This window comes from Thermococcus alcaliphilus (assembly GCF_024054535.1).
GTDB classification, from domain to species: domain Archaea; phylum Methanobacteriota_B; class Thermococci; order Thermococcales; family Thermococcaceae; genus Thermococcus_A; species Thermococcus_A alcaliphilus.
The window spans coordinates 75862-88721 of record NZ_JAMXLV010000014.1; the positions used below are offsets into that span (position 1 = coordinate 75862).

Below are 12860 nucleotides of genomic sequence, written 5' to 3' on the forward strand. Positions count from 1 at the left end.
CGCTTCCGAGAGATGAGGACAAATCTCGGTGCTGATGCCCTACTTCAGGAACTCGACTGCTTTGTCTATGTCATTCTTATATGCCCTCATGTACCTTCTGCAGGCATTTTCCCATGTAAAGACATTGGTTCTTTTCTTTCCATTCTGGCGCATTTTTTCAATTATCTGGGGACTCTCTTCTCTGAGCTTAGCCATCCTGAGAATTGCCTGGGCAAGGGCATTTGGATCTCTTGGAGGAACAAGTAATCCGGTAGCGTTTTCTTCGTCTTCATCCAAGCTTATTATAGTGTCCTTTATTCCACCAACAGCTGATCCAATGGGAATTGCTCCTAGGCACATGGCCTCCATCTGAACTAAGCCAAAGGGCTCAAAGTAGGAAGGCACTATAACAAAATCAACACTGCCGTAGAGCTCCCTTGTGAACTCTCTTTTCAGCATTTGAGTAAGTACTTTAACGTTTTCTGGATATTTTGCTCCTAATGAATGAGCCCAGCTTTCAAGCTCGGGATCTCCTTTCCCAATGATTAGGAAGCGCATTTTCGAAAACTCAGAAGGATAACTTTGAGCAATAAGTTCAATGGCTCTTAAAAGTGTGTCAACACCCTTCTGTCCTCTGTCGAATCTACCAATGAACATGAAGGCAATTCCATCGCTCAGTCCTAAGCCCTCAAGGATCTTTCTTCTCCTCTCTTCTCTCGGCAGCTCTTTGTTTTCCAGTAATTCCTCGTTCCAGAAGTCGCATGCTATCCCATTGTATACATAAGTGGCCTTTCCTTCAAAGTTCTTGTAAAAGCCCCACTCTTCCCAGAGATAGCTTTTGCTTACGGTCGTCACTACATCGGCTATATAAGCACCCACGTACTCTGGGTCTATATCGGGGTAAGGGGCTAACTCACCGAGATGGGCTTCGTGGAAGTAATGAGCCGGAACCTTGGATTTGTTGAGCCTGTGAATTGTAAAGACTGCTGGAATCTGGAAGTACTTTTTAATTAAAGCTCCAGCAAAGACTGTATGCCAGTCATGGAAATGCAATACATCTGGTTTTCCTTCATTCTCTATCAAATAGTTCAGCAAACCAACACTTGCCTTTCCAAACTGCACGGCTTTGCCAAGCATTCCCTCCCATCCGGGTCCATAGACGTCTTTGTTGTCAAGCAAGTTGCTGCTTAGAGCGAATACTCTAACGCCGTTTTGAACCCTTTCGTATATGGTTACCTTTTCTTTGCCACCATAGACATTGATATCAAATTCGAGGAGTTTTTTCCCCTCGATATGACCGTGAGAAGGCGTAAAGACCCAGACTTCGTTGTTAAGCTTTGCTAAAGTTTCTGCAATGCTCGTGATAGCTTCCGCAAGCCCCCCAACTTTTACTGGCAAGTACTCAAATCCAAGCATTAGTATTTTCACATTGATTCCCCCATTCCTTTTATTCTAACAAAATGAACTTCTCTCCTTCAACGTCTTCAAAGTAGCTTCCTAGTCCTCCAACTTTCCACTCTTTTCCTTTTTCATCTCTGATAGTTATATTGGCCGTGAGAGATGTGTACTCATATTCAACAACCTGCCCTTTTATCGTTGCTTCCTCTCTGGTATCAACAAAATGTCCTATGACTTCTATCTTTCTTGGTAGCCCTGCTTGTTTGAGAATCGTTATGAGTGTTCTTATATTAGCAATTTCAAAGGGCTTCTTGAGTTTTTCATATTCAACAGGCTTTATGACTTCACTGTTGTCAAAGTACATTGTGTAGAACCAGTGCATATAGTTCTGGATTAACTTTGGAGATTTGCCCCAGAAGGAATAGAATTTTTCTCTTCTCCTATCCTTTGGGAGGGCTCCAAAAAAGAGCGCGTAGTCTACATCTCCTATAATCCAGGTTGCCATTAGCCACGGAGCCCCCCCACTTTTAGCTAAAATCACGTTCTCCTTGTTAAGCCACTCAGGAATTTCTTCAAAGTTGCTTACAATTACAAATATGACATCCTTTCTCTTTTTAATTTCATCTTTGAGCAATCGTAAAAACTCAAAAGGGGTGTTTATCAATACTTCCCTTCTTGCGCTTCTTATTATGTACTCCGCCCTCTCCAAAGTGTTTTCGAACCCATGGATTGTCCATATCTCTGGTATGTCCTCTCCATGTACGGATTTATAGAGTTCAAGGAGGGCATTTTTTACGGCTTCTATATCGCTTAGAAGCTCTTCTTTGAGTCTTTCGAAAACTATTTCCGGATTCACGGGCTTGTACATCCTCGGGGTTCCGTGCATGATGTCCACGAATCCCTTTCTATGAAGAGAGCTCAACACGTCGTATATCCTCGTGTGAGGGATTCCGCTTTCCTTTGTAAGGTCTGTAGCTTTGCTGGTTCCAAGTTTTAGAAGAGTTATATATGCCAAGCTTTCGTATTTTGTTAAACCGAGCTTTTGAAGCATTTTAATTATCTCCTCTTCTCTCATTTTTTCTCCTCCTAAAGATTTTTAATATTCACTTTCGACAATTTAAACATCAAAGGTGATACATAATCATTAGAGGTGTTTAACATGTATAAAATTTTCGGATTTAAAGACAATGACTACCTTGGAAAGGTTGGAATCACAGAGTTCTCCATACCCAAACGCGGATCCTATGCTTACCTTTTAGGAAATTTCAATGCATTTAATGAAGGAAGCTTTAGAATGAAAGAAAAGGGAGATAGATGGTATATAAAGGTAGAGCTTCCTGAGGGAGTTTGGTATTATGCATTTTCGGTTGATGGGAATTTAACATTAGATTTTGAAAATAATGAAAAAACTGTGTATAGAAGGCTTTCATATAAATTTGAAAAAACTGTTAATGTTGCTAAAATCTTCTCGGGAGAGAAATTTTACCATTATCCCTCTTTGGTCTATGCTTATTCTTTGGGAGACTCAACATACATTCGCTTTAGAGCCATGAAGGGAGTGGCTAAAAGAGTGTTTTTAATTTCAGACCAAAAATATGAAATGAGAAAAAAAGCACAAGATGAACTCTTTGAGTATTTTGAAGCAGTTCTACCCAGAAAAGAAGGACTTGAGTATTATTTTGAGATTCATGAAGCAGATGAAATTATTGATTATGGAGACTTTAAGGTAGATTTTAACGAGCAGAAGGAAAGGTTTAAGCCACCTGCATGGATCTTTGAGAGAGTCTTTTATCAAATAATGCCCGATCGCTTTGCTAATGGGAATCCAGAGAATGACTCGCATAATTGTATAGAGTTTAAAACTACCACTCACCACGGCGGTGATCTTGAGGGCATTATAGAGAAACTTAACTACATTGAGGAACTCGGTGTTAATGCACTTTACCTAACCCCGATCTTCGAGTCAATGACATATCACGGGTATGACATAGTGGACTACTATCATGTTGCTCGGAAATTCGGGGGAGATGAAGCTTTTGAAAAATTAGTGCAAAAGCTGAAGAAACGGGATATAAAGCTTATTTTAGATGGAGTTTTTCATCATACTAGCTTTTTTCATCCCTACTTTCAAGATGTAGTGAAAAATGGGAAAAACAGTAAGTACAAAGATTTTTATCGTATAATCAGTTTTCCAGTTGTTCCAGAGGAGTTTTTCGAGATTTTAAACTCGAAACTCCCATGGGATGAAAAATATAGGCGGCTTAAATCCCTTAAATGGAACTACGAGAGCTTTTATTCTGTATGGCTAATGCCTCGTTTAAACCACGACAGCAAAGGAGTAAGAGAATTCATTAGGAATATAGTGGAGTACTGGATCAAGAAAGGCGCCGATGGCTGGAGGTTGGATGTTGCTCATGGAGTTCCACCTGAAGTATGGGAAGAAATTAAAGAAAAGTTGCCCAATAATGTGTATCTAGTTGGAGAAGTGATGGACGATGCTAGGTTGTGGATATTCAACAAGTTCCATGGAACCATGAACTATCCATTGTATGAGGCAATTTTGAGATTTTTTGTGACAAGGGAAATAAACGCAGAGCAGTTCTTGAACTGGCTTGAGCTTTTAAGCTTTTACTACGGCCCTGCCGAGTACGTGATGTACAATTTCTTAGATAACCATGATGTGGATAGAATGCTTAGCCTGCTCGGAGACAAGAGAAAATATCTCTGCGCCTTGGTTTTTCTTTTCACGTACAAGGGGGTTCCGTCTATTTACTATGGTGATGAAATTGGGATGAGAAATATAGAGGCCCCCTTTATGGAGCGTTCAAGGGTACCTATGGAATGGAACAAGGAAAAATGGGACTGGGAAGTATTATCCCTCATGAAAAAGCTTATACAGTTGAGAAAGGGCAGTAAGGCACTACAGGTTGGGGCATTTAAACCTATAGAATTTCGGGAAGGGCTGTTACTTTATGAACGAATACATGGAGAAGAGAGGCTTTTAATCGGAATAAACTATTCAGAAAACACTGTTCCTATTAAAAAACCGCCTGATGAACTGTTATTGGGAGACTTAGAGGACTCTGTCCTAAAACCATTTTCATTTTTTGTTGGTCGTCTCTCTTGAGAATTCCAAATTTTTTCATTGGTGTCTCATTCAGAACACCTGTCATTGTATGGGCATCAAAGCGTAAGGTATATATATCACTGAGGATGATACTAAATTTGAAATATTCAACTGAGGTGAATATGCATGAAGAAGGCACTATTTGCTTTATTGTTGATTGGAGTGCTGGCAATCGGGGTTGTTGCAAGTGGGTGTATTGGTGGTGGGGGGACTACTTCAAGCCCCACACAAACAACACAAACCACAACCACAAGTTCCCCAACCCAAACAACCACAAGCTCTCCTACTCAGACAACAACCACAACAACAGAAGAGAAGAAAGTAACAATCGTTATATGGCATGCAATTGGTCCGAATGAGCTCAAGGCCTTTGAAGATTTGATTGCCGAGTTTGAGATTGAGTATCCAAACATCGATATTCAACTTGAACAAAAGGCTGATTTGGAGACTTCCCTCAAGGCTGCAATTCCCGCTGGACAAGGGCCCGACCTTTTCATGTGGGCTCATGATTGGATTGGAAAGTTTGCTGAGGCAGGTCTTCTTGAGCCGATTGACGAGTACATAACCCCCGAAATTCTAAACAAGTTCAGTCCAATGGCTCAAAATGCTATTGAGTACGGTGGGCATTATTATGCGATGCCTTATGCTGCTGAGACTGTAGCTTTAATTTACAACAAGGACATGGTTCCAAACCCACCAAAGACCTTTGACGAAATGAAGGCAATTATGGAAAAGTACTACAATGAAGCTGAAGGTACTTACGGTCTCGCAACTCCAATGGACCCATACTTCCTTTCAGGGTGGGTTCATGCCTTCGGTGGCTACTACTTTGACGACAAGACAAAGACGCCTGGCCTTGATAAGCCTGAAACACTTCAAGGCTTCAAGTTCTTCTTTGAGCAAATATTCCCCTATGTTGCCAAGACCCAAGACTACAACGCCCAGGTTAGCCTCTTCCACGATGGAAAGGCTCCAATGATGATTAACGGTCCATGGAGCATTCCAGACGTTAGAAACGCTGGAATCAACTTTGGCATAGTTCCACTTCCACCTATTGATGATAAGCACAGGCCTCACCCATACGGTGGTGTTAGGCTTATTTACGTTGCAAAGCTCAGCGACCCAAGCAAGAAAGATGCCATATGGACGTTCCTCAAGTGGTTCACAACAAACCCAGACGTTATAAAGACTCTCTCCCTCCAAAACGGTTACATCCCAGTACTTACCGAAGTCCTTAACGACCCAGAGATTCAAAATGACCCAGTTCTTTACGGCTTTGGTCAAGCAGTCCAATACGCAATTCCAATGCCAAAGAGCCCAGAGATGGGTGCCGTTTGGGGTCCGGTTGGAACTGCAATCACGGACATAATCGCTGGGAAGAAAACAATCGAGCAAGCACTTCAAGACGCACAGAAAGAAATACTCGATGCCCTTAGTGGTGGTTAGTGTTTTTTCTTTTTCTTTCTATACTCTCTAATTCTCGGAGGTGTTAGTAAATGGACAAAAAAACAATTGCCGCTCTCGCTTTAATATTGCCCGGCATGATAGCGTTCTTGTTTTTTAACATCTATCCAATCTTGTACTCTATTTATATTGCGTTCACAAATGCCAAACTAGGTAATTTCCCAATACAGGCTCCTACTGCCGAACCGTTAAGGTTTGTCGGGTTGGAAAACTTTAGATGGGCGTTAAGTGATCCAAAGTTTAGATCTGCTTTTGTGTGGACTTGGGTTTTTGTGGCAACTAGTGTGACTTTAAAAGTCGTTATTGGGATTCTTTTGAGTGTTCTGTATAATAACAAATACGTAAAGGGCAAGTTTTTCTATAGAGCCCTTTTGATAATTCCGTGGGCACTGCCTCTGCTTTTTTCCGTGATGGTATGGCGCTTTATGTTTGATCCTGTTGTTGGTCCGATTAATATAATATTAAGGAATCTAGGAATATCAAACCCGCCAGACTGGATGACGAGTGTAACTTGGGGTTTTGTTGCTTTAAACATAATTGAAGTGTGGCTTGCCTATCCTTTTATGATGACGGTAATAACTTCAGCTCTCCAAAGTGTTCCGGACACACTCATTGAAGCAGCGATTATTGATGGAGCAAGCTATTGGCAGAGATTGACAAAGGTGATTATTCCAATTGTCAGTAAGCCAATTGCTTTTGCCACAATTCTAACTTCCGCGGCAAGCTTTCAGTACTTCCTTGTCCCCTTCATTTACAACGCAGGTCTTTTTGAAGACAGATTTCTGCTCCTTTATGGATATAGAAAAGCTTTCGGCAGTTCGGTTCCTCACTACGGAAGGGCAGCGGCTATTTTGCTCATAGCAACAATAGTCCTCGCAGTTTACATGTTCGTCAACATGAGAATAACAAGACTGCAGGAGGGAGTTAAGGGATGAAACTTAAAATTGAACTGCCCAAGCGAAAAGATGAGTTATTAAAGTCATTTGCGCTTACTCTATTGGCTCTTTTTGTTTTGGCAATTCTGCTCTTCCCAGTGTACTACATGGCAATGCTCTCTGTTAAACCCTCAGGAGCCCTTGCTACTACTGAAATTGATCTAATTCCAGATAAAGTGACTTTCTCCAATTACCGCGATCTACTTTTTGGTCATACAGAAGGGCTGATAAAAACAACAAACTTTGAAATAAATGCTAAAAAAGGAACTATAAAGGATTCCCTAAACAGATATGAGATAGAACTTCATGAAGCTAGGATTGTAGGAAGTTATTCGAGTAGGTTCACCTTGATAGATACAGAAATACTCGAAAGAAAAGGTGGAGAGGAGAGACAAGAACCCGATGGGACTCAAATTATTGTCAGAGGTGAATCGATAAAACTAAATGCCAATCAGATTGAAAGTACCGGCGGTGTTAAAAACCTTAAAGTATCTGCACAAAAGGTGATAATAACTGTCAGTTCTCCCAATGAAGTGCCTTTAGATCTCTCAAAGTTCACCAAAATTGATGAAAACACCTATGAAGCCCAGAACGTGGAAATGGAGATAAAAGACGGGGGAATAATAACAGCTGAGGAGGCAACATTCACCGCGACTAACTTTGCATTTATTCGCTTAGCAAAAGTAGGTGGAGAAGTCCCAGATTACATGAAGAGAAGTCTACTAATAGCCAGTCTCACCGTTATCTTGACGCTCTTATTTGTGATACCCTCTGCATATGCATTTTCAAGACTTAAGTTCTTTGGGAGAGAGCACGTCCTATATTTTTACTTGATGTTCACTCAGGTCGCAGGAGGACTAGGGATAGCAGGATTGGTTGCACTGTACGGTATGTTAGTGAAGCTCCACTTGACCAATAACATCTTTGTTTTGCCAGTAATCTACGCCGCTGGTGGAGTGCCGTTTAACACATGGCTCTTAAAGTCCTACTTGGATTCAATTCCTCCGGATTTTGACGAAGCAGCATTGGTTGATGGTGCGGGATACCTGCAGATTATAAGACACGTGCTTATTCCAATGGCTCTCCCCGGATTGGCAACAGTGGCGATATTCGCATTCATTGGAGGTTGGACAGAGCTTATACTCGCTAACTTGCTCCTTAACCAAGAGAACTATCCTCTAACTGTATGGTTATACACAATGCTAGCGAATTTGAGGTCTATCTCATGGAACCAATTTGCCGCGGCTGCGTTGATATTTGCGTTACCCGTGTTTATAATGTTCCTCTTGGCCCAAAACTATGTGAGAAGTGGGCTTACTCTTGGAGGATTAAAGGAATGAGGTGATAGAAATGAAAAAAGGTTTGGCAATGTTTTTCATATTTTTAGTTGCCTTGAGCATTGCTGAAGTAGGAGTGAAGGCAGAGGAGCCAAAGCCATTGAACGTTATTATTGTGTGGCATCAGCACCAACCGTACTACTACGATCCAGTCCAAGATATCTATACCAGACCTTGGGTTAGGCTGCATGCAGCCAATAATTACTGGAAGATGGCAAACTATCTCAGCAAATACCCAGATGTGCATGTTGCTATAGATTTGTCAGGTTCTTTAATTGCCCAGCTTGCCGACTACATGAACGGTAAAAAAGATACCTATCAGATAGTCACGGAGAAAATAGCAAATGGGGAACCACTAACACTTGAAGACAAATGGTTCATGCTTCAAGCTCCGGGAGGCTTTTTTGATCATACTATACCTTGGAATGGAGAACCTGTTGCGGATGAAAACGGCAACCCTTACAGGAAACAATGGGAGAGATATACAGAGCTCAAGGACAAAAGAAATAATGCGTTTAAAAAGTATGCAAACTTACCTTTAAATGAGCAGAAGGTGAAAATAACGGCTGAATTCACAGAGCAGGATTACATTGATTTAGCTGTCTTGTTCAACTTGGCTTGGATTGACTATAACTACATAATCAACACTCCAGAGCTTAAGGCACTTTACGACAAAGTTGATGTAGGCGGGTACACCAGGGAAGATGTAGCAACTGTCCTAAAACACCAGATGTGGCTTCTCAATCACACGTTTGAAGAACATGAGAAGATAAACTACCTCCTTGGAAACGGAAATGTTGAAGTTACTGTAGTGCCATATGCTCATCCAATTGGTCCACTGCTCAACGACTTTGGATGGTACGAGGATTTTGATGCCCATGTAAAGAAAGCCCACGAGCTCTATAAGAAGTATCTTGGAGATAATAGGGTTGAACCTCAAGGAGGATGGGCTGCAGAAAGTGCATTAAATGACAAGACCCTTGAGATATTAGCTAACAATGGATGGAAGTGGGTAATGACTGATCAGATGGTTCTTGACATTCTTGGAATCCCCAACACGGTTGAGAATTATTACAAGCCTTGGGTAGCTGAATTTAACGGCAAGAAAATCTATCTCTTCCCAAGAAACCATGACTTAAGCGATAGGGTAGGGTTTAGGTATTCGGGAATGAACCAGTACCAGGCGGTTGAAGACTTCGTTAATGAGCTTCTCAAGGTACAAAAAGAGAACTACGATGGAAGCCTTGTTTATGTTGTAACCCTTGATGGGGAGAACCCATGGGAACACTACCCGTTTGATGGCAAGATATTCCTTGAGGAGCTGTACAAGAAGCTTACTGAACTTCAAAAGCAGGGCTTAATAAGGACGGTAACCCCGAGTGAATACATCCAGATGTATGGAGACAAGGCAAACAAACTCACTCCAAAGCTTATGAAGAGGCTTGATTTCACAACAGAAGAGAGAGTTAATGCCCTATTAAAAGCTCAAAGCCTCGGCGAGCTTTATGACATGGCTGGTGTTGAAGAGAATATGCAATGGCCAGAATCCAGTTGGGTTGATGGAACACTTTCGACATGGATTGGTGAGCCCCAAGAGAACTTGGGATGGTACTGGCTCTACTTGGGAAGAAAAGCATTATTTGAGAATAAGGATAAAGTTGCCGACTGGGACACTGCATACGAATACCTCTTGAGAGCAGAGGCAAGTGATTGGTTCTGGTGGTACGGAAGTGATCAAGACAGCGGGCAGGACTATACATTTGATCGCTATCTTAAGACGTACCTCTATGAGATGTATAGGTTCGCTGGACTGGAAATTCCGAGCTATCTCTTCGGAAATTATTTCCCCAACGGAGAGCCATATGCAATAAGAGAGCTCACAGGATTACCAGAAGGGGAGAAAAAGAGCTGGTCGAGCTTATCACCTCTTGCTGATGGAGTAGAGCTCTACTTTGATGAGCAGGGATTACATTTTGTTGTTAAAACTACAAAAGAGTTCGAAATAAGCATCTTTGAGCCCGGAAAGGTCATGGGTAACACATTTACTCTTCTTCAGACCAAACCAAGTGAACTAAGATACGATATCTTCCCATTCAGCAAAGATAGTGTTGGTCTTATGATAACCAAACATATAGTTGTGAAAGGAGGCAAAACAGAGGTTTACAAGGCAACAGACTATGAAAACAGCGAAAAAGCTGGAGAAGTAGATGTAAAAGAAACCGACGGAGGAGTTGAGGTTATCGTTCCGTTTGACTACCTGGACAGTCCCTCTGACTTCTACTTCGCTGTCTCTACGGTCAATGATCAAGGAGAGCTTGAAATAATAACGACCCCGATAGAAGTAAAACTTCCAAAGCAGGTTGAGGGGATTGTAGTTGCAGAGATCAAGGACGTTGAAGGGGATGATCATGGTCCTGGAACTTACACCTATGCCACTAACAAGGTTTTCGTTCCTGGACACCTAGACTTGCTTAAGGTGAGAATCCTCGAAAAGCCAAGTTCATACGTCTTTGAGTACTACTTCAAGGATCTTGGGGATAACCCATGGAATGGGCCAAATGGGTTCAGTTTGCAGATAATTGAGGCATACTTTGATTTCAAAGAGGGAGGAAATACATCAGCAATCAAAATGTTCCCTGATGGGCCTGGAAGCAACGTAGACCTTGATCCGGAACACCCGTGGGATTTGGCAATTAGAGTTGCCGGATGGGACTATGGAAACATCATTGTTCTCCCTGATGGAACAAGTTATCAGGGAGAAATGAAGATCTCAGCTGACCCAGCTAGAAACGCCATTGTAGTAGAAGTTCCGAAGAAATACCTTCCAAAAGTACCGGAATACATGGCTGTACTTGTTGGTTCTCAGGATGGTTATGGGCCTGATAAGTGGAGGCCTGTTGCAGTTGATGCAGAAGAGTGGAAGGGTGGCGGAGCTGACGTTAATGCAGTTATTGCTGGAGTTGCACCGAGAGTTTATGATCTCCTAGTTCCAGAGGGCTTTAAACCCACTCAAGAAGAGCAATTAAGCAGTTATGATGCAGAGAACGGAAAAAGGGCAATAGTAAAGATGGTACCAGTAACAACGGCCACTAACGTAATAGTGGAGGTTAACGACATACAAGGAGATGATCATGGTCCTGGAACTTATACCTATGCCACCAACAAGGTCTTTGTTCCCGGACACCTAGACTTACTTAAGTTCAGGATGCTCGACAGCGGAGAGACTTACACTCTGGAATTCTACTTTGCAGATCTTGGGGATAATCCTTGGAACGGTCCTAATGGCTTCAGCTTGCAGATAATTGAAGCCTATTTTGACTTCAAGGAAGGGGGCAACAGTTCAGCGATTAAAATGTTCCCAGATGGTCCTGGAAGCAATGTAGATCTTGATCCAGAACATCCATGGGATGTAGCCCTTAGAATAGCAGGTTGGGACTATGGAAACATCATTGTTCTCCCAGACGGGACGAGCTATCAAGGTGAAATGAAAATCTCAGCGGATCCTGTTAAGAATGCAATTGTAGTAGAGGTTCCAAAGAAGTATCTTGAGATTAGCAAAGACTATGGGCTATATGGAGCGATATTAGTGGGCTCCCAAGATGGTTATGGGCCTGATAAGTGGAGGCCTGTTGCAGTTGATGCAGAAGAATGGAAGGGTGGAGGAGCTCCAGCTGACGCTGTTATAGCCGGTGTAGCGCCAAGGGTCTATGATCTTTTAGTCCCAGAGGGCTTTAAGCCAACACAAGAAGAGCAATTAAGCAGTTATGATGCAGAGAACGGAAAGAGAGCAATAGTAAAGATGATACCTCTGTTCGGAGTTGAAGAAAAGCCAAGTGAAACCGAGACCCCCACTGAGACTGAAAGTCCAACACCAAGCGAGACTTCTTCAACTGTATCTCCAAGTTCAACAAGCTCTCCAAGTCCGACTTCTTCACCAAGCCCAACAAGCTCTCCGAGCCCAACGGCAACCGGAGGAATCTGCGGACCAGCAGCACTCGTAGGACTAGCACTAATCCCACTACTCCTAAGAAGAAAGAGGAGGTGAGCTTTCCTTTTTCTCTTTATAATCTCTTCATCATTTAAAAGATAATAAAAATTGAAATCATGGGGGTGATTTTTATGGCTGGTGTTAGGCTTGTGGATGTTTGGAAGGTGTTTGGGGAGGTTACTGCTGTTAGGGAGATGAGTTTGGAGGTTAAGGATGGGGAGTTTATGATTCTTTTGGGCCCGAGTGGTTGTGGGAAAACAACAACGCTCAGGATGATTGCTGGGCTGGAGGAGCCGAGTAGGGGGCAGATTTATATTGGCGATAAGCTTGTCGCAGACCCGGAAAAGGGAATTTTCGTGCCGCCGAAGGATAGGGATATTGCGATGGTTTTTCAGAGTTATGCGTTGTACCCGCATATGACTGTTTATGATAATATTGCTTTTCCGTTAAAGCTCAGGAAGGTTCCGAAGCAAGAAATTGACCAGCGTGTTAGGGAGGTTGCTGAATTACTCGGTTTGACTGAGCTTTTGAATAGGAAGCCGAGGGAGCTTTCGGGCGGGCAGAGGCAGCGTGTTGCGTTGGGTAGGGCGATTGTTAGGAAGCCGCAGGTGTTTTTGATGGATGAGCCTTTG

Annotated in this window: 8 protein-coding genes; 6 read left to right on the forward strand and 2 right to left on the reverse strand. The window is 42.4% G+C overall.

All coding sequences use genetic code 11. The annotated features are described in order from the left end of the window. Positions 1-39 precede the first annotated feature (39 nt). The gene (locus tag NF859_RS01580; RefSeq protein ID WP_252742698.1) at positions 40-1407 is read right to left on the reverse strand and encodes a glycogen/starch synthase; all 1368 of its coding nucleotides are present in this window, start codon (positions 1405-1407) and stop codon (positions 40-42) included. A gap of 19 nt (positions 1408-1426) precedes the next feature. Beyond that, on the reverse strand, positions 1427-2452 hold the full coding sequence (gene trmBL1, locus NF859_RS01585) for an HTH-type sugar sensing transcriptional regulator TrmBL1 (protein WP_252742699.1): 1026 nt from the start codon (positions 2450-2452) through the stop codon (positions 1427-1429). Between the two features lie 84 nt (positions 2453-2536). Between trmBL1 and NF859_RS01590 the strand changes: the two genes are divergently transcribed. The 6 genes from NF859_RS01590 to NF859_RS01615 form a co-directional block, all read left to right on the forward strand. Beyond that, complete coding sequence (locus tag NF859_RS01590; protein WP_252742700.1) at positions 2537-4504, forward strand: alpha amylase N-terminal ig-like domain-containing protein; 1968 nt, start codon at positions 2537-2539, stop codon at positions 4502-4504. A gap of 126 nt (positions 4505-4630) precedes the next feature. Next, entirely contained in the window at positions 4631-5950 is a 1320-nt protein-coding gene (locus NF859_RS01595; protein WP_252742701.1) for an extracellular solute-binding protein, read from the forward strand. 50 nt (positions 5951-6000) lie between these two features. Further along, positions 6001-6903, forward strand: coding sequence for a carbohydrate ABC transporter permease (locus NF859_RS01600; protein ID WP_252742702.1), 903 nt, complete (start codon positions 6001-6003; stop codon positions 6901-6903). Continuing rightward, positions 6900-8243 carry an ABC transporter permease subunit gene (locus NF859_RS01605; protein WP_252742703.1) on the forward strand — a complete coding sequence of 448 codons (1344 nt, stop codon included), beginning with the start codon at positions 6900-6902 and terminating at the stop codon, positions 8241-8243. Before NF859_RS01600 ends, NF859_RS01605 begins: the two co-directional genes overlap by 4 nt. A 10-nt stretch (positions 8244-8253) precedes the next feature. After that, positions 8254-12285 (forward strand): glucodextranase DOMON-like domain-containing protein, encoded by a 4032-nt coding sequence (locus tag NF859_RS01610; RefSeq protein WP_252742704.1) that lies wholly within the window; start codon positions 8254-8256, stop codon positions 12283-12285. A 74-nt stretch (positions 12286-12359) separates the two neighbouring features. Then, a partial coding sequence (locus NF859_RS01615; RefSeq protein ID WP_252742705.1) for an ABC transporter ATP-binding protein occupies positions 12360-12860 on the forward strand: 501 nt, incomplete at its 3' end.